The organism is Sulfurimonas sp. ST-27, assembly GCF_048081595.1.
Taxonomy (GTDB): domain Bacteria; phylum Campylobacterota; class Campylobacteria; order Campylobacterales; family Sulfurimonadaceae; genus Sulfurimonas; species Sulfurimonas hydrogeniphila.
In genome coordinates this window covers 136,124-155,247 of record NZ_CP182226.1, presented here as the reverse complement: position 1 = coordinate 155,247, position 19,124 = coordinate 136,124, and the positions used below count along the sequence as shown (strand labels likewise).

At 33.9% G+C, this 19,124-nt stretch carries 18 protein-coding genes; 2 read left to right on the top strand and 16 right to left on the bottom strand.

Going from position 1 to position 19,124, the window contains the following annotated elements:
* From ACM66U_RS00765 to ACM66U_RS00725, 9 genes are read right to left on the bottom strand one after another with little or no spacing between them, the layout of a single operon-like run.
* On the bottom strand, positions 1–990 hold the full coding sequence (locus ACM66U_RS00765; protein WP_418640916.1) for an SDR family oxidoreductase: 990 nt from the start codon (positions 988–990) through the stop codon (positions 1–3).
* 8 nt (positions 991–998) lie between these two features.
* Positions 999–2,093, bottom strand: coding sequence for a radical SAM protein (locus ACM66U_RS00760; protein WP_418640915.1), 1,095 nt, complete (start codon positions 2,091–2,093; stop codon positions 999–1,001).
* Positions 2,094–2,106: 13 nt separating this feature from the next.
* Positions 2,107–2,862 (bottom strand): 3'(2'),5'-bisphosphate nucleotidase CysQ, encoded by a 756-nt coding sequence (cysQ, locus tag ACM66U_RS00755; protein WP_151901315.1) that lies wholly within the window; start codon positions 2,860–2,862, stop codon positions 2,107–2,109.
* A complete protein-coding gene (cysC, locus tag ACM66U_RS00750) occupies positions 2,856–3,461 on the bottom strand; it encodes an adenylyl-sulfate kinase (protein ID WP_151901316.1) in 606 nt (201 codons plus the stop codon). The genes cysQ and cysC overlap by 7 nt, the downstream gene beginning before the upstream one ends.
* Before the next feature lie 21 nt (positions 3,462–3,482).
* Positions 3,483–4,922: a sulfate adenylyltransferase subunit CysN gene (gene cysN, locus ACM66U_RS00745; protein WP_151901317.1), complete on the bottom strand. Its 1,440-nt coding sequence runs from the start codon at positions 4,920–4,922 to the stop codon at positions 3,483–3,485.
* Positions 4,922–5,833 (bottom strand): sulfate adenylyltransferase subunit CysD, encoded by a 912-nt coding sequence (gene cysD, locus ACM66U_RS00740; protein WP_151901318.1) that lies wholly within the window; start codon positions 5,831–5,833, stop codon positions 4,922–4,924. The genes cysN and cysD overlap by 1 nt, the downstream gene beginning before the upstream one ends.
* A gap of 28 nt (positions 5,834–5,861) precedes the next feature.
* Complete coding sequence (locus ACM66U_RS00735; RefSeq protein WP_151901319.1) at positions 5,862–6,986, bottom strand: hypothetical protein; 1,125 nt, start codon at positions 6,984–6,986, stop codon at positions 5,862–5,864.
* 6 nt (positions 6,987–6,992) lie between these two features.
* Positions 6,993–8,249, bottom strand: coding sequence for a sulfotransferase domain-containing protein (locus ACM66U_RS00730; protein WP_151901320.1), 1,257 nt, complete (start codon positions 8,247–8,249; stop codon positions 6,993–6,995).
* Entirely contained in the window at positions 8,236–9,636 is a 1,401-nt protein-coding gene (locus tag ACM66U_RS00725) for a hypothetical protein (protein WP_418640914.1), read from the bottom strand. The genes ACM66U_RS00730 and ACM66U_RS00725 overlap by 14 nt, the downstream gene beginning before the upstream one ends.
* 67 nt (positions 9,637–9,703) lie before the next feature.
* On the opposite strand from ACM66U_RS00725, the gene ACM66U_RS00720 reads away from it, so the two are divergent.
* On the top strand, positions 9,704–10,264 hold the full coding sequence (locus ACM66U_RS00720) for an SIS domain-containing protein (protein WP_151901322.1): 561 nt from the start codon (positions 9,704–9,706) through the stop codon (positions 10,262–10,264).
* On the opposite strand, the gene ACM66U_RS00715 is transcribed toward ACM66U_RS00720, so the two are convergent.
* From ACM66U_RS00715 to ACM66U_RS00685, 7 genes are read right to left on the bottom strand one after another with little or no spacing between them, the layout of a single operon-like run.
* The gene (locus ACM66U_RS00715; RefSeq protein WP_346389147.1) at positions 10,240–10,932 is read right to left on the bottom strand and encodes an acylneuraminate cytidylyltransferase family protein; all 693 of its coding nucleotides are present in this window, start codon (positions 10,930–10,932) and stop codon (positions 10,240–10,242) included. The two genes, ACM66U_RS00720 and ACM66U_RS00715, sit on opposite strands and share 25 nt — an antisense overlap.
* Complete coding sequence (locus ACM66U_RS00710; RefSeq protein WP_418640913.1) at positions 10,932–11,978, bottom strand: nucleotidyltransferase family protein; 1,047 nt, start codon at positions 11,976–11,978, stop codon at positions 10,932–10,934. The genes ACM66U_RS00715 and ACM66U_RS00710 overlap by 1 nt, the downstream gene beginning before the upstream one ends.
* The gene (gene neuC / locus ACM66U_RS00705) at positions 11,975–13,138 is read right to left on the bottom strand and encodes a UDP-N-acetylglucosamine 2-epimerase (protein WP_418640912.1); all 1,164 of its coding nucleotides are present in this window, start codon (positions 13,136–13,138) and stop codon (positions 11,975–11,977) included. The genes ACM66U_RS00710 and neuC overlap by 4 nt, the downstream gene beginning before the upstream one ends.
* Positions 13,135–14,133 carry an N-acetylneuraminate synthase gene (gene neuB, locus ACM66U_RS00700; RefSeq protein ID WP_151901326.1) on the bottom strand — a complete coding sequence of 333 codons (999 nt, stop codon included), beginning with the start codon at positions 14,131–14,133 and terminating at the stop codon, positions 13,135–13,137. Before neuB ends, neuC begins: the two co-directional genes overlap by 4 nt.
* The gene (locus tag ACM66U_RS00695) at positions 14,130–14,705 is read right to left on the bottom strand and encodes an acetyltransferase (RefSeq protein WP_151901327.1); all 576 of its coding nucleotides are present in this window, start codon (positions 14,703–14,705) and stop codon (positions 14,130–14,132) included. The genes neuB and ACM66U_RS00695 overlap by 4 nt, the downstream gene beginning before the upstream one ends.
* Positions 14,702–15,838 carry a LegC family aminotransferase gene (locus ACM66U_RS00690; RefSeq protein WP_346389142.1) on the bottom strand — a complete coding sequence of 379 codons (1,137 nt, stop codon included), beginning with the start codon at positions 15,836–15,838 and terminating at the stop codon, positions 14,702–14,704. Before ACM66U_RS00690 ends, ACM66U_RS00695 begins: the two co-directional genes overlap by 4 nt.
* A complete protein-coding gene (locus ACM66U_RS00685; RefSeq protein ID WP_151901329.1) occupies positions 15,838–17,025 on the bottom strand; it encodes a UDP-N-acetylglucosamine 4,6-dehydratase in 1,188 nt (395 codons plus the stop codon). Before ACM66U_RS00685 ends, ACM66U_RS00690 begins: the two co-directional genes overlap by 1 nt.
* A 74-nt stretch (positions 17,026–17,099) precedes the next feature.
* Here ACM66U_RS00685 and ACM66U_RS00680 point away from each other — a divergent pair, with 74 nt between their 5' ends.
* Positions 17,100–19,112 (top strand): 6-hydroxymethylpterin diphosphokinase MptE-like protein, encoded by a 2,013-nt coding sequence (locus tag ACM66U_RS00680; RefSeq protein WP_418640911.1) that lies wholly within the window; start codon positions 17,100–17,102, stop codon positions 19,110–19,112.
* Positions 19,113–19,124 lie beyond the last annotated feature (12 nt).

The following is a 19,124-nucleotide window of genomic DNA, read 5'->3' as shown; positions in this document are numbered from 1 at the left end:
TTATTTCTCCCCCAGATACAAGAACCACTCTTTAGTCGCTTCTTGAATGCTTTTTTCATCCCAAAGCGGAGCTTCCCGCCAAGAATCTATATTTTCAAGCATTATTTTCACGCCCTCTTCAAAGCTTATTTTTGGTTTCCAGCCTAGCATAGTTTTTATTTTTGAAATGTCCGCATAAGTGCTCTCAGGTTCTCCCGGTCTTTTTGGAATGTAGTGTTTTTCTCCGCCTAAAAGCTCGGCAAGGTAATTAATGCTGTAAGTATTGTCACTGCCTACATTAAAAATCTCTTGACTTATAGGGCTTTTTGCTGCCATGAAACATGCATCGACTATATCACTCACATAGGTAAAATCTCTTGTCTGCTCACCATCTCCGACTATAGTAAGTGGTTTGTTATTTAAAAGCTGTGCTAAAAATACCCCAAATACAGCTCCATAAGTTCCACCGGTTCTATGACGCACTCCATAGACATTAAAGAATCTCATTGACACTACCGGCATATTATACAACTGACCCCAGTGCATGACATACTGTTCGGCTACTGTTTTTGTGTGGGCATACGGGTATTCCGGTTTTATGGGAGTATCTTCGGGTGTCGGATAGACATCGGGAATACCATAGCAAGAACTTGATGCGGCATAGACAAACTTTTTAAGATTTTTGCTCTTTTTCGCCGCTTCAAGCACATTGATTGTGCCGTCTACATTGGCTCTGTGGTATTTCACAGGGTTGTTAATTGATGGAACGATATCCGCCAAAGCTGCATAATGAAACACATAATCCGCATTTTCAAAATAGCTGTCCAATTCAGTTTCATAATCGCCAATATCAACTTGGAAAAATTCTATCTTCCCCTTGTGATGTGCAATATTCTCAAGCCGTCCGTTTGCCAGATTGTCCAACACCGTTACATGGAAACCCTCTTTGACCAACAAATCAACCATATGCGAGCCGATAAACCCGGCTCCTCCCGTAACTACTGCTTTCATATCATCCCTTATATAAAATTATCATGCGCCTCTGGATTTTTCAACCTGTCCAGATAGCGATTGACCTCATCCATTCTGCAGTTGACTCTGCAATTTTTAATATCCAACTCATTCTGCACAAAGTTGTACGATTCTCTGCGTTTGTCACTTTCCCAAATTTCACTAAAGCTGTTGTCATAAATATTGCCGTAACAAAAGCGCTCATCCCCAAGGTAAGCACTGCAGCCGAAAACTTTTCCGTCAGCGGCAATGTATCCCCAAAAAAACGGAGTCGCGTGGCAGGTAGAATAGGAATGCTCTTTTTTCACATACTTTTTCATCGTATTTGCACGAAAAACTACATGAAAATTCTCATCATTAAAGCTTTTTAGCTCCTCTTCAACATCGAGCATTTGAGAGTAGTCTATGTCTTTGTATCTGTCTGTCTCACTGAAATTATGCTGTGAGTAGGGTTTTATCACCAAATAGTCAGCCCCGAGCTCTTTGACCTTTTTCGCCAAAATCACCGCTTCATCTCTGTTTTCGGGAAGCAGAAGCATCTGCACGCCAAGCGTACATGTAAGCTTGTTCTCTCTTCTGTACTCCAAAGCATACGCTAAATTGTTCATGACCCTTTCAAAATCAAGCTCTTTTGTCTGATGAATTGCGGCATAGCTTTGAGCCGTTCCTGCATTGAGGCTCACTTTTATCCAGGAACAGTTCTCAATGCAACGCTCAATGTTTTTTTTATTGAGCGGAACAAAGTTTGTTGTTATGGAGGTATCGATACCCACTTGTGAGCAGTGTTCTACTATAAGGTCTAAATCTTTAAACAACAGAGGCTCGCCTTCTCCTGCAAACATCACACTTTTCACACCATGGGCTGCCATATCACTCATGCTGTTTTTTAAAACTTCAAAATCTATACCGATATTTTCATAGCCCATATAATCAAGCGCGCAAAATGTACACCGGTGATTGCATCCGCCATACGGTGACACTTCCACATACACAGGGTAGATTTTTTTGAGTCTCTCCCAGTTATCATCTGCTTCAAGCCATCTTGCAACCCGGACAGGATGTAAACTCATTTTATGGGAATCTATTGCAAATTTATCACTCATTTATAAAATCTTCTTATTTTACTATAAACCAAGGGTTTAGCAAATTCTTTTTATTATACACTAATGGTTGCATGTTTTCAAACTGATATGTCATTTTGCCGCTTTGTCTGACAATAGCATCAGCCGCCGCCGTATCCCACTCCATAGTTGGTCCAAGCCTTGGATAAATATCTGCACTTCCATCAGCCACCATACAAAGTTTCAAAGAACTTCCCCTGTTTCTTTGCTCTTTTTTTTCTGCTGAAAGAGCATCTATAAATGCTTGTGTCTCTGGTGAGAGGTGTGATTTTGAAGCAACAATATGAAGTTCCTTTTGAGGATGGCTGTTTACATGTAAAGGAAGTTTTTGTCCATTTTTAAACGCGCCCTTGCCTTTTTTTGCTTTGTACATTTCTTTTGTTGCCGGAGCATATACTACACCTAAAACCGGTGTGTCTTTATGAATAAGCGCTATGTTTACTGTGAACTCGCCATTGTGCTTTATAAACTCTTTTGTCCCGTCTAGAGGATCAATACACCAGTAATATTGCCAATTTTTTCTTATTTCATAGACTACCTGCTTATTTTCTTCAGAGAGTATCGGTATATTCGGATACAGCTTTTGCAAAGCCAAACAGATAATTTCATTTGCTTTAGTATCTGCTTCCGTCAAAAAAGAATTATCATCTTTGTACTCTATCGTAAAATCTTTTTGATATATTTGCATAATGGCTTTGCCTGCCTCTTTTGCAATCGTAGCAATTTGCTGTAGATTAATCTCTTCTAACACTCTAAATATCCTCTTTTTTGTAAATATTGTATAATTATCTGGCTTGCTTCTTCTATGGTCATTTTCTCTGTTTTTATATGTATCTCTGCTTTATTTGGTATTTCATACGGTGAAGATATACCCGTAAAATTTGGAATTTCTCCCTGCATTGCCTTTATATACAAGCCTTTTGGATCTCTGCGTTGACATATTTCAAGGGAAGTATCTACAAATATTTCTATAAATTCATCTTTTGCTACAAGTGTTCTGACTGTGTCTCTTTCTTTTTGAAAAGGAGATATAAAAGCACTCAAAACTATAAGACCACTTTCAACAAACAATTTTGCGACTTCACCGATTCTTCTAATATTTTCAATCCTATCTTCATCAGAAAAACCAAGTCCTTTGTTAAGCCCTAAACGAATATTATCACCGTCTAAAAGGTAACTATGTTTTTGTAATTGATTGAGTTTCACTTCTACTGCATTTGCCAATGTAGATTTACCGCTGCCGCTTAATCCCGTAAACCATAACACACAGGGTTTTTGTCCCTTTATCGCTGCTCTTTTTTGCTTTGATAGGTGATTCTCATGGAAAATTATATTTTTATTGTTTGTCATGTTTATTTATCTCTTGGTATATTAAATTAGTTTACAGTTCCACTCAGGAAAGTTTTCTCTTATATAATAGTTAAGTGCTTTTTCTGCATCGGTATAATTTCTTGTTTGTGTTTCTTTTCTTTCATTTTCTCTTGCTGCCACATCAACTATCATACCCACACCCACCGTATTATTTGTGACTCTGTCAACGATGATAAAACTTCCCGTTCGGCGATTTTCTTTGTATTTATCTGCCGCTATCGGACGGGTAAGTGTTATTTTGCAAGAGGCTATGTCGTTGAGTTGTAACTCTTTTACCTGTTCTCTTTTATATGTATTCACATCTATTTTATAGTTAATATGCTCCACTACGCCGCTAATAACGGAAACAGCACGTTTAATGTCATACGTCTTAGCTATCTGCATCGGTGTTTCATTCATCCATACAAGCATAACTTTTAACGTATTTGAAACCCTTGGCATTTTTTTGGTATGTACGAGTATGTCTCCACGACTGATGTCAATTTCATCTTCTGTCGTAATCGTTACCGCCATTGGGGCATAGACCTCATTACACGTAAGCTGTTTATGGTTTTCTTTGATATCTCCGGCATTAATAATACTTTTGACTTTCGTCGTCTTTCCCGAAGGAAGCACAGTTATTTCATCACCTACTTTGACGCTACCACTGGCAACAGTTCCACAAAAACCTCTAAAGTCTAAATTTGGGCGATTGACATACTGCACCGGAAATCTAAATTTTTCTTCTGTCTCTTTTTTAGATATATCCATAGCGTCTAGCAGTTCTAAAAGAGGTTCTCCTGCATACCAGGGAGTATTATCACTTTGGTTTACTACATTATCACCTTCTAATGCACTCAAAGGGATGTAGTATCTGTTTTTAATTCCCAATTCGTCTGCTAAAGTTTCATAAGAGGCTTGTATCTCATCAAACACTTCTTTGGAGAAATTTACTAAATCCATCTTATTGATAGCGACTATAACATGTTCTATCCCTAAAAGATTAACTATAAAACTGTGTCTTCTTGTTTGTGTAAGAATACCTTTGCGGGCATCTATAAGTATTATAGCTACATCCGCAGTTGAGGCACCTGTCACCATATTTCTAGTGTACTGTTCATGCCCCGGCGCATCGGCAATAATGAATTTTCTTTTTTCGGTTGCAAAAAACCTATAGGCTACATCTATGGTAATTCCCTGTTCTCGCTCACTTTGTAAACCATCAACAAGCAAAGCCATATCCAACTTCTCACCCGTCGTGCCGTATTTTTTACTCTCATTTTGTGCAGTAGAGAGTTGATCGTCAAATATCATCTTGCTATCATATAAAAGACGACCAATGAGAGTGGATTTCCCATCATCTACACTTCCGCAAGTTAAAAAACGCAATATATCTTTGTTTTCATACTCTTTGAGGTAGGCTTCTATATCTAAAGAGATTTTTTCATTATTTATACTCATTAAAAATATCCCTCTATCTTTTTACGCTCCATAGCACCTTCACTATCTTTGTCTATCAACCGACCTTCTCGCTCACTTAAAGTTGAAAGAAGTATTTCACGAATAATTTCAGGCAGTGTTGTCGCAGTTGAATTAATAGCGCCGGTTAAAGGATAACATCCAAGCGTACGAAAACGCACCATCTCTGTTTTCGCTGTTTTTCTGAGTTGCTCCGGCATTCTTTCATCATCTACCATGATCTTTGTGCCTTCATACTCAACCACTTCTCTCTCTTTAGCAAAGTAAAGAGATGGAATAGGAATACCTTCTAAATAGATATACTGCCATACATCAAGCTCTGTCCAATTACTTATAGGAAACACACGTACGGATTCCCCTTTTTCAATAGCGGTGTTAAAAATATTCCAAAGTTCCGGTCTTTGTTTTTTTGGATCCCACCTGTGATATTTATCACGAAAGGAGAATATGCGCTCTTTGGCACGAGATTTCTCTTCATCTCTTCTTGCTCCACCGATAATAGCATCATAACCACCATTATTAAGAGCTTGTTTGAGTGCTTGAGTTTTCATAATGTCGGTATGAAGTTTACTTCCATGTTCAAAGGGGCTTATATTCATGGCTATCCCTTCAGGGTTTGAGTGCACCACAAGGTCAAAGCCAAGCTCTTTTGCGCGCTTATCGCGAAACTCTATCATCTCAGCAAATTTCCAAAGCGTATCTACATGTAAGAATGTAAAAGGCACTTTAGCCGGTGCAAATGCTTTTTGTGCCAAATGCAGCATAACGGAGCTGTCTTTGCCTACACTGTACATCATTACAGGATTACAAAACTCAGCCGCAACCTCACGGAGAATATAAATTGATTCTGCTTCTAGTTGTTTTAAATGTATTAAGCTTTTTTTTATTAACATTTTAAATATCCATGTAATTATATAAGTTTTATTTTTCTATATCAAGACCAAGTAATTCTACAAAATTACAATTATTAAAACTAAATACCTTTCTAAAGTTTTTAATATTTTCTATAAAAACCTCATATTGATCTTTATGCATTTGAAGAAAAGAAGCAAAATCTTTAAAATTATCATTAGAAAAGACTATACCAATATTATTATCTCTAACTATTTTTGCCATAGATACGAACTTCTCATGTACTAATATTGGCAATGCTCCTTCCAAATAAAATGCAAATTTACTAACAACAGCATATTTATATAACATTTCATTTTTAGAGTCAATAAACAATTCAAAAAAACCAAAATGATAACCATGCAATTTTTTAGAATCTAAATCTTTACCTTCAAGTATCGCAAAATTATTATTGAATCTATCCTCATAAAAAAAGTCTATAAATAATTCTCTTTTAGTTTTCATCTCATCAAGATTCTTCTTTGGAATTAAAAAACTTATTGTAATACTCTCAGATGTAAGTTTTTTAATACTATATATATGAGACTTATTTGGAAATATTTCACCTGGTAATACAGTTGAAGAAATTCTTCCTGCATATACTAAATTTAATTTATTACTAAATTTAGTATTTTTCTCATTAAAGTTACTGTATAAAGTCAATTCGGGTAAAAATATAAATTTATCTACATTTACTTTATATATTTTTGACCATATTACTGCTTGTTCTTCTGTATAATGTGATAATATTTTTTTCCCATATCTAAAAATATATTCTATTGCTTTAAAGTCATCATCATTTCCAAATAAAAATTTATATTCTTCTCTTGTACTAAAATTCCAATCTTTAAGGGTTATTATTGCATTTGGAAAATTTTTTAATATCTCAGCACTAAAAGCATAGGCATGCATCCAACCTCTAGATATTAAAATAGTATAGTCAATTTTACTTATTATTGATAATATTTCATCTTTTGTATCAACTTGAAGAACCTTATCAAAATACTTATGAGTTGTCATATAAGAAGGTTCTTTTAAGATAATTAAAATAATTTTCCACTTATACTTTATAAATAAAAACTGAACTAATCGATCAATGAAAAAATCTTGCTTCTTTAAAATCCCATTTGGTGGAACTATAATTAAAGTTTTCAAAATATTTTACCTCTTAATAAGATGACAAACATCTAAAACCACCACTCCACCGTGCAAACGCAACTTTTTATTTATTGTAACTTTACAGTTTTCTGAAGATTCTGTAATAATAATATAGTCATACTCAGACACCTTAGATAGTAATTTTTTAGGAGATAACACATGTTCTTTATTTATATTTTTAAAATTATTATCACAAATCATAGTAACATTTACATTATTTTTTAAATATCGTTTCAAGTAAGTTTTATAGTTATTATATCCATAAACAACGATATTGTAACCCTTCAAATATTCAACAAGATTTTTTATTGATTGGAACTTTGGAATTATCCTTTTATACACTTCTAACTTTCGCTCAAAAATATTATGGAACTGCAGAGTATTATACTTTTTTTCTAAGCTGATTGAATACCCTAAATCTTGCAGAATATTTTTATTTGTTTCAACAAAGTCTTTATAGAATTTATAAGAAATAAATTTGAACCACTCTTTAACTTTTTTTGATTCATTATAGTGCCGATAATATGCATGTCTGTGTATTGAGGTAGTTAATTCCTTATAAAAGATATTATCTATTATATTCTCTATTTTCTCATCATCAATATCTATTTCTAAATAAATAGAAAGTTTCTTTATCTCTTTTCGTGGATTAGCTAATAAACTTTCATACTGTATTCCATAAAATTCTTTTTTATATTTTAAAAATGCTTCCACATGCTTAGTCCAAGCTTCAATTGTCGCATATACCTTTTCTGGAGTCAAATATCTAAGCTCTTGGTATTTTAACTGACTTTTTAATTTTTTCATTAAAAAAAACACATAATCTAAATTTTCAATAAATTTCATTTTTGAGTTTAAAACATCTAAACCATATCTGTATACATAAATTTTTTTATTAATCTTTTTTAATATCTTATTAGACATAATTTCTATAGGTGAAGCATGTCCAAAATAAATAACTTTTTTAGATAAATCTATCCCATTTGTAATATCCAGTAAGAAATGTTTATATATTGTGCCATTTAAGTTATGAAAATTTGTAGCTACTAATATTTCTTTATTATTCACACTATTTATACCACCAAAAGAAACTCTAGTATCTTTGATGTTTAATTTTTTTAAAAAAGCTTCCAATAGCTCTTCATTTAATGGGGGATCCATTTTATCTATAGATAATAATTTATAAATAATATTAGTAACCAATACTGTTCCAGACTTTGGCATAGATGATATTAGAATATTATGATTATACATTTTCATTGTATTTCCTCGTATTTATTATATTCACTATTCTATTTAAAAACTTATCGTAAGTATATTGTTTTACAAAAAACTCTAAATCCAACTTTGGAACTTTATCACTATTTAATATTTTTTCAAGTTCATTAACTGTTTGAAAATATATAACAGGTATATCTTTTGTATTTTCTTTTGTTCTATATCTATTATCATAGGCCAATGGAATCGCTCCACTAGCAGTGCCTTCAAAAATTCTTTGCTGTAATAGATATGAAGTTGGAATAAAAACATATGTAGCCCTATTATAAACAATTGATATATCTTTTCCATAATTCAATATGCCTTTATAATATGGTTTTACTTCATCATACTCATCCCAGCCCTCTCCATAAATCTCTATCTTATATTTTGTCTTTATTGTGCATAGTCTTAATATTAAAATATCTCTTATGACATACCCAACAATAGAATTTATATTTTTCATATCTTCATTATATTCTTGAGAAATTTCATAAAGACAATCATATTTAAAAACTCCCTCCTTATCATATAAGGCTATAATTCTCTTTGCAATTTGTACAAATTTTTTATTCTTTATTCTATCTTTATACGAAGATCCAATAAAAACTACTTTTTGTTCTCGTACTATGTTATCTCGAATTTTATATACAGTTTTATCTATACAAAATGGTTGTAATTTTGATTCTATTCCTTTCGATAATAATTTTTTACCAATATCATCAGTCAGATGAAAAACAATATCTCGTTTTCTTGCAATGTATTTTTGAGAATCTTGTAAAAAAGGCATCATATCTTGAAACCAGACAATATTAAAAACTTCATCACTAAGCATAATGTTATCCATGTGATTTATATTTATTTTTACATGTGGCTTAACAAAAAACATATTTTTTAAACACTTTTCATCTTCTATGCCATATTGCATATCTAATACTACATAAAAACCTTTTCTTTCTAATTCCTTTGCAAGTGCTTTCATAATATGCTGCATAACCTTTGTTGAATTATGTGCTCTTAAATAAAATCTCCAAGGTTCTGAGAAATTTAATCTTAAATTTTTCATACTATTAAAATAAGCAAGATTTAGTTCATACCTATATACTTTTGCTTGTTCTAATAAAGAAAAAAAATTTGTTTCTATTTCATTTTTAACCTCTTCTGATAATTCAAGACCAGAGAAATCAATTTGTGTTGGCAATCTATATATACCCTGAGCCAAGTTTTCTAGAAAATCTTCAAATGGTAAATGAATAAAATTAACAAAGTTTGATTCAATTTTTTTACCAGCATAATAACACAACTGAAGTTTATATTTATGATCTTTATTCTGTAATGAAGCAACTCGTAATGCTTCATTTGCGTCTAAAAAGTAGGTGTCTTTAAACATATATTAACCTTCATTTTAAATTATTAAGATAAGATACCCAATCATAACTTAACACAAGGTATTTATTATGAAAAACTTTGCAAAGAAGTACATAAAAAAACTTATTGCTACACTTCAAAAAAGTAATTTAGATATAATTGCAAAAATTATAGAACTCTTAGACAACACTTCTGGAAAAATATTTATTATTGGAAATGGTGGCAGTGCAGCTACTGCTTCACATATGGTAAATGATTTAGGAGTAGGACTCAAAAGAAGAAATATAAAAAGTTTTGATGTAGAAAGTCTCAGTGATAATACTCCTGTTTGTACAGCACTTGCCAATGATATTGGGTATAAAAATATATTTTACATGCAACTCAAAGATAGAATAAAAAAAGAAGATATCCTCATTGCCATTTCCTGTAGCGGCAACTCAAAAAACATAACAAAAGCTGTCAAGTATGCAAAAAAAGAGGGTGCTACTATTATTGGGCTCACAGGTTTTGATGGCGGAAAATTAAAAAAACTCTCAGACATCAATTTCCATGTAGCAACAAAGAAAGGAGCATATGGCATAGTGGAAGATATGCACAGTATTATAAACCATATAATCTATAGCTATTATATTGACTTAGAAAGTAAATAATTGGCTATTTCAAGATCTAATTTCGTGTCGATATCAATTGATTTTTTTTGATCCATCACATAAGCATAAATATTATCTTTTAAAAAAAAACTTTTTTTTTCTAAAAGTTTCGCGACTTTTATAATATAAATTGAGCCGTTTAGCCTATAATATGTTTCTAAATCCTGACTTCTTTTATTCAAAATTTCTTTATGTAAAAAAGTCGCCATACTTTTATCTTTTGGCAGAGTATTAGACCAAAGTGGTGAGTGTTCCATTTCACATACACTTATAACTGCATCTGCATTTTTAGTATGCAAGAACTCTATTGCTTTGTCGATATCTTCACTTTTTCTCAAAGGGCTTGTTGGTTGCAACAAAATAATATATGTATATTGTTTTTCAAAATTTTTTATCAGATGTTCAACAACCTCAAAAGTTGTAGCTGTATCAGTAGCGAGTTTTACAGGGCGTTTCATGATTGAAGCATTTTGTTCTTTCGCAATATTAAGAACCTCATCATCATCACTTGAAACAACAACTTCGTCAATATATTTGCTTTGTTTGGCAGCTTCTATACTCCACGAAATTAATGGTTTACCTGCCAAATCCAGAACGTTTTTACGAGGTAACCTCTTGGAACCGCCTCTTGCAGGAATTATGGCTAAAAAAGTTTTATCATATAACATTAGAATATCTCACTGTACTCATTTTGAGCCTGTTCAAAATCACTCATCCGTCCAATATCAAGCCAATACTCATGAATAGGAAAGGATATAGTTTTGAGTTCATTTTTTATAATATCTTCAAAAAGTGTCGGCATATCATAAAACTCATTTTTTGGAATATATTCAAAGACCTGAGGAGAAAGAACATAAATACCGGCATTGACAAAAAACTTGTGCACAGGCTTTTCCTCTATAGATATTATTTTGCTTCCCTCAGTCTGTATCACCCCGTAAGGCACCTGATAGTCATACTCTCTCACACACATCGTACCCACAGAATTCTCAAACGAGTGATAGTCCAAAAGATGCTCAAAGTTTACATTGGTCAGCAAATCTGCATTCATAACAAAAAAAGGCTCTTGCGGACGTTCTTTTATCAGCGAAAGTGCTCCAGCTGTACCTAATCGTTTATCCTCTTGAATATAATCAATATTGACACCAAGTGTACTTCCATCGCCAAAATACTTTTTAATCATATCTGCTTTGTAATTGACACTGATGATAATGTTAACAAAACCGTATTTTGCAAAGTTTTCTATAATTGTCTCTAAAATAGGCTTGTTTCCAACTTTTAAGAGGGGCTTGGGTACATCCTGCGTGAGTGGTCTCAGTCTTGTTCCAAGTCCTCCTGCCATTAAAACAACTCTATTTTTTTTCGCATTTGTTTTGAGCAGTTTTGCCAAATCTTCAATCTTGACAAGTTTTCCTTCATCATCAACAATAGGAATCTGATAAATCTGCTTACGAATCGCTTTTTGGATAATAAGTTCTTTGGAATCATTTATATTTGCAAGCGTTGGTTCCTTAAAGTAAAGATTTTCAATACTAGAGTCCAAAGAGAGTCCATTTAAAAGCCCACGGCGGATATCTCCATCAGTAAGCGTTCCTACAACTTTTTCATTTTCCCCAAGTACTATGGCAATACGCATAGCACCTTTGTCTATCACTTTGAGTGCTTCTTGGATAGTTGAATTTTTATGTAACAAAATCTCTTTATATGTACTCATAACATACCTCCTACATCATAAAATTTTTTCTCTAAAATATGTTCAAGTTCTACTGTTTTTAGGCACTCTTTTATCTTTTTACTCGGTTCTTTGCCCTCATAAGGGTTCTTAACTCTTTTGAGACTCTCTAAAAGAGAGGGATCATAAATCTTCTCAAGACCTTGTCTAATGGCATTAGCCTCTATATCTACAGTTATAATACTCTTTGCCTGAATCCGCCCCTCTTGTCTCTCTCCAATATTGAGTGTTGGAATTTTAAAACTTGGAACCTCTAAAATTCCACTTGAACTATTGCCAACCACCCCATCAACAAACTCCAAGGCAGAAAAATAACGAAGCTGTCCAAGAGATGCAAAAACAATGCTGTTTTTATGACTCTTTACATACGCATCTATCATTGCATTAATGATCTGTCCGCCCTCATCAGCATTTGCTTTGGTAAAGATGATTTTTGTCTCTTTTAAACTCTCTAAAGCTTCTAAAAGTGTACTAAATTGCTCTTTTGGAATTTTCTCTGAGAGTGTTTGAGGATGATAGGTTACAAGTAGATTTTTTTTGCCAAGTTTGAAGCCAATACTTTTTTCAAACTCTTGTTTATTTAAAAGCTGCAAAGTCTTTATGCTTTGTACCCCTAAACTACCAACATTAAACACTCTTCTTGGCTCTTCTCCCATTTGTATAACTCTTTTGGCGTATACCTCTGTTGATGTAAAGTGTAGATGTGAGAGTTTGGTAATGGCATGGCGGATGGCATCATCAATTGCCCCTTGTGTAAGCTCTCCACCATGAATATGTGCTAGAGGAATATGCAACATTAAACAAGCAGTAGCAACACTCAGCATCTCATAACGATCTCCCAAAATAACCATTATATCAGGGCAAAGTTGTACCAAAACTTCTGTTATATCTTTTTGTAGTTGTGCCATTGCCAAAGATAGACACTCCCCGCTCTCACAAGATAAATCCATTGAAATCTTTGCATCAATATCAAATTCTTGCTCTATCTCTTTGTAGGTGTTACCAAAGTTTTCCTCTAAATGTGTACCAGTTACTATAAGCTGTAGTTGCAGAGTATCATCATTCTCGATCTCTTTAAGCAGTGGTTTCAAGAGTCCATATTCTGCACGAGTTGCAGTGACTACAGCTATTTTTCGTTTCATATCATCTCATCTTTTGCATAATCTTTTTGTGCAACAGTTCCAATGACTGTATCCCACTTCATAGGGCTTATTCCTTTGGCAGGGCGTTTTGTTGTGAGATTTCTTTCGCTGAATATCTCTCCTTTTTTAATATCTCTTGCTGCTACGATGGATTTTCTTGCAACCTCTATGTTTGGTGTTTCACTTTTGCTTGGTTTTTTTTCACTGCTTCCAAGTGCTGTTTCAATATTTCTTATAGCTGTGACCATGGCTTTGAGTTCATTTGGCTCCAACGAAGCTTTATGGTCAGGTCCCTCCATACTCTTATCAAGGGTAAAGTGCTTTTCTATTACACTCGCTCCCATTGCTACAGCGGCAATATCCACCTCAATTCCAAGTGTATGGTCACTATAGCCATATGCCACATCAAACCTTTTACCAATTATTGGCATTGCTCTTAAATTTACATCCTCCATTGGGGTTGGATACATTGTATTTGCATGTAGTACCGTAATCTTTTGCTTTGGTGTACCTGCTTTTGTTAAAACATTTAAAGCATCCTCTATTTCTCGCATACTTGCCATACCGCTAGAGAGAATTACCTCTTTTGAGAGTTTGCCAATCTGGCGTAAATATGGTAGATTTGTAATCTCTCCGCTTGGTATTTTAAATATTTTCAATCCCAAATCATTAAGCATCTCTATGCTTTCATTATCAAAAGGGGTGGAGAGAAACATAATATTTTTACTTTTTGCATAATTAATGAGTTGATGGTGTGCGTCTACATCGAGTTCAAGTTTTTTAAGCATATTGTACTGAGAGTCATCTGTCTCTTGCATATTTTCTTGTTGATACTGTGCTTTTTTTGCATCACGGCTGACAAGCTTTTCTGCCTTAAAAGTTTGAAATTTTATAGCGTCAGCACCGGCACTGCTCGCTACATCGATGAGTTTTTTTGCCAACTCCAAAGAACCGTTGTGATTGACTCCCGCTTCTGCGATGATAAAAACATTCATTTCACAACACTCCCCATTTTGACAAATCCCTCTACTCTATAACCCTGTTTCACAACAGCGCCACTCCCTATAAAACTATGTTCTTTTACATGTACATCACCATTAAGAAGTGCATTTGTACTTACATGTACATGATTTTCTATGGTACAGTCATGCTCAAGAAGTGCTTTGGAATTGATGATGCAATTTTCACCCACACGCACCCCCGCGTTGATAAGTGTATGGTGCATCACAACAGTACCAGCTTCTATTTTTGCGTGTTTAGATACATAGGCAAAAGGGGAGATAATAATGGGAATGGTAAAGCCTAAACTTTTGAGTTTTTCAAAAAGTTTGATGCGTACGGTGTTTGACTTGATGTGTCCAACAGTGACAAAAGCGTATTCATATTGCTCGCGCAACTTCTCTAATTCGTCATCTGTACCGATAAGCTTATACCCTAAAACACTCTTGGACTCACCTACATACTTCTCAATAATACCTGCAATTTTAAAATGACCTTCAGCCTCAATAACATCGATAACAGACTTACAATGCCCACCGCCACCGAGTAAAATTATCTCTTTTTTCATAGCACACTACTTGGTATATTGATAATGCGTTCACTCAAAAATTTTGAGTTTTGAAGTCCATCATTTTGACAATTTTGAAACATCTCTAATTCACTCATCAATCTCCAAATCGGCCGGCTCATCACACCATTTTCATTGAGATACTTAAGATATGTATCCCTTTGCTTTTTATCTTTTAATATTATGGCATTGAGCCAGTAGTTACTTTTTGCATCTTTTGGCTCTTTAATAAAATCTATATCGTCAAACTGCTTAAAAAACTGCATATATTCTTGACTTAAAAACCGTTTATTTTGTAAAAATGTTTCAAGTTGTTCCATCTGTGCAACTAAAAGGGCTGCATTAAGGTTTGGCAGACGGTAGTTATAGGCGATGGTGTTGTGTTCGTATTCATAAGGGTGAGGGAGTTTTGCTGTGGTTGTGAGATGTTTAGCTCTTTTTGCAAGTTCTTCATCATCGGTGATGATGACACCGCCTCCGCCACTTGTAATGATTTTGTTGCCATTGAAACTAAACACAGCACTTTTTCCAAAAGTTCCTGTGTGTCTACCTTTGTAAAAACTCCCCAAAGACTCCGCAGCATCTTCTATGAGTGTAAGGTGCCACGCCTTACAAATCTCTGCGATTGTATCAATTTTGCAAGGATGCCCAAAGGTGTGCATCGGTACGACAGCTTTGATAGTTTTGTTTGTAGCAGTATTGAGGCAGACACCATTTTGAACTTCGCAGTTCTTCTTTAAAAATGACTCCAAAGCATCAGGGCTCATCCCCAAGGTATCAAGCCCAACATCTACAAAAACAGGCTCTGCTTGGCAATATTTTATGGCATTACATGTAGCGACAAAAGTGAGGGCCTGGGTGATCACTTCATCTCCCGCTTTGACATCAGCAAGAAGGAGACTTACATGTAAAGCACTTGTGCCATTGACTGTAGCTATGGCGTATTTGCTTCCCACATAAGAGGCAAACTCCTCTTCAAATCTATTAACAAACTTTCCGACAGATGAGACAAAAGTAGAGTCGATACATTCATTTAGATATTTTTTTTCATTCCCTCGAAATCGTGGTTCATGCAGGGGGATGAAATCTGTTGTATTGTAGAGGTTCTGAATAAAGTTTACAATTTTTTGCATCACATTTTTCCGTCTAAATATTTCTGCTTATCTTCATACTCAAAGTTTGGGAGAAGTTTAAAAAACTCTGCAACTATCTCCTCTTTACTCCATTGCAGATTTTTTTTAAAATCTTCAATCTTTTGGCTGAATGCATTGAGTGCATTCTCATCAAAATCAAGCTTGTTTTTGATGATGCCAATATTTTCATACCTCTCTACATCCAACACTTCATTTTCAGTAAAAAACTCTTCAAAATCTTTCTCACCTGTGGTATCACTTTTTGTAAAAAGGCAAGGCCATTTTCCCTCTTCTGGAAGTATTTTTGCCAGAGTTCTTGCTTCCTCTTCACTTTTGCAGATGTAAGGCTCATATCCCTTTACATATAAGTATTTTACAGCAATATCTGCAAAAGAAACAAGGTGTAGCGATTCTGAGAGTTTTGGAAAGAAAATATCACGGTTCTCCCCAAAGACAGCACTCATCAGGCATAACTCACCACTCTCTTTCGGTGTGACAAAGTAGCGTTTTATATCATCCGGCGCTACAAGGGGTTGCTGTTTTTCAAGACGCATATTAAAAGAGTGCAAAAGAGAACCATCACTAAAAGCAACATTGGCAAAACGTGCCATAGAGACATTGATTTGTTGTGATTTTCTATGCACATACATCTCCATAATTCGCTTGCTCGCCCCCATCATATTGACAGGATTTGCAGCTTTATCAGTTGAAACACAGAAGTATTTTTTTACTCCGTGTTCAATAGAATGTTGTAAAGTTTTGTCAGTATTGAAAATATTGGTTTCAATCATCCGCATTAAAGTAAAAGAATCTTTTTCACTGCGTACATGTTTGAGTGCTGAAAGATTAAGTACATAGTCATATTTTCCATCCTGTGCAATAAAAGCATCGTACTCAATTGAACCGATATCGAGTGCGTAAGTCGCAAATTCTCCTTCTATATAACCAAATGAGCTTCTAATGTCACGAACCAATTCAGTCAAATTATTTTCCGAAATATCAACAACGTGCAGCTTTTTTGGATTACGAGAAAAAATTTCTTTTACAACAGCACTCCCAATACTTCCTGCTCCGCCAAGCACCAAAAATTTCGCATCACTTACAATTTTGTCTAAATCATTTTTGTATGTTTGTATGTCATCATCAAATAATGCTTTTTCCCTGCCTATTAGTTTTAAAATATCCATACGTATCAATTAGCAACTTTCATACCATTAATTTTGGTATATTTTATGCTTGCAATACTTATGAAAGGATATTTATGCAAAATATAGAAGAGCAGGCTATTAAAAATTATCAAAAAAATATTGAGTTTTTTAAAGAATATAATGAAAAAGTTTCTAATAAAATTCTAGCTTTAGAAAGTTTGCTCAATAACGGAAAACTCTCTGCCAAATATGATCTTGTATATGAAAATGGCTATTTTGATGTTGTAGAACTTTCAAGCGGTGCAAAGCTATACAATACGAATTCTCAGGAGTTCTCACAAAAAATTGTAGACAATATCAACTTAAAAAAGAATGACCAAAGCTTTAGAAGTTTACGAAAAATAAACTTTGAAAAAGCTTCTTTTGAGACAATAAAAAATGCAAATGCCTATACGAACTTTGCAACTACAGCAGAAATATATGAACTTTATCATAAAAATATTAACGACTCCAGTCATATGAAAGAACTTGACAAGTTTATATTTTTAGGAGTGGGTCTTGGGTTACATATTCCAAAAGCTATCAAAAAATATGATTTTCAAGTAGTGCTTATAGTAGAAGACAATCTGGAACTTTTTCGCCTTTCTCTTTTTACAATTGATTATAAACAGGCACTTATGGATACAACAAGTTTTTTTTCAATTGCTGATAATGCAGGTAGCTTTAGAGAATGTTTTAACGGTTTTTATACCAATGCTTTTTTCAAAAACCAATTCATAAAGTTTCATCTTTTTTCCTCTGCATATGAAGCAAAAATTCGAGAGATTCAAGCTATTCTTATCTCCCGACCAGAAGCAACTTATTCTCATAATCGTCTTTTAGAAAAAAACAGAAAAGTTTTGGACAGAATCAATGCAGAATATAAATTTCTTGATTTGCGTAAAAGAGAAAGTGATACAATATTTCAAGAAAAGGCATGGCTTGTTTTAGGAGCAGGACCCTCTCTTTATAAAAATGCACAATGGGTAAAAGACAATCAAGACAGATTTATAATTGTCGCTGCTTTTACAGCACTCAATACACTTAAACGTGTCGGTGTCACTCCAGATATTGCTGTTCAAATTGATGAAAATGTATATACAACACATGAAATGCTTAAAAATTTGGGCGATTTAAGCTTTTTGGATGATACACTCCTCTTTTTTAGCGCTTCTGTTTCTGGTGAGCTGTTTGAACACTTCAAAAAAGAAAACATTTATCTGCATGAGGATAGAACAAAATACAAACTCTCCCGTAGCACCTTAACAGTTTCTAGCGTGGGAGACTCTATCCATGCATTTGCACTTATCTTTAATGCACCGGAAATTTATCTTTTAGGGATAGACTTGGCACTTAGTGATGATGGGTTATCCCATACGCCTGATCATTTTAAGGCGCGCTCCATCGAAAATAAAAAAATACAAACAAAAGAAAATCAAGATTTTCACCTTGGCGATGCTATCCTGCAAATAACAGGCAACTTCAAAGAAAAGGTTAATTCTACTCCTTTGTTTATGCTTTCCATCCCTGTTATTAACTACTTTACACGAAAGTACAAAGCACCCATGCAAACTATTTACAACCTTTCCGATGGATGTAAACTTGATCAGACAATCCCAACCCCTCTTAAAGATGTAACGTTACCACAAAAACAAAACAAAATACTTTTAAGAAAAGAAATGAAAAAATATTTTGACACTTTATCTACAACAGAACTTGATCAAAATGAAATAGATGGTATTTACTGTCGTATTGGACAGATTAAAGATTACTTGGCCCTTCTTGAAACATTTAAAAATGCTCCGCACAGTGACAGCTTAATGTTTAAACTCAATCTTATAGAAATGGTAAGCGCAATGTGTAATCACGAGTGCATCTTTGAACTCAGAGATTTAATGACCATATATTATATGAATACTACACCCTATGCAGATGATTTTTTTAATACAAAAGAGTTAAAAAACCCAAAAAAATTCACAAAAAAATTTCATGCTATTTTTGTAAAAAATGTTAAAAAGATTATAGAGACCTATGAAAAAGATCTACATGTACTCAAAGTGCTGGAAAAAGAAAATTCCCAAGCATAAAGCTTGAGAATT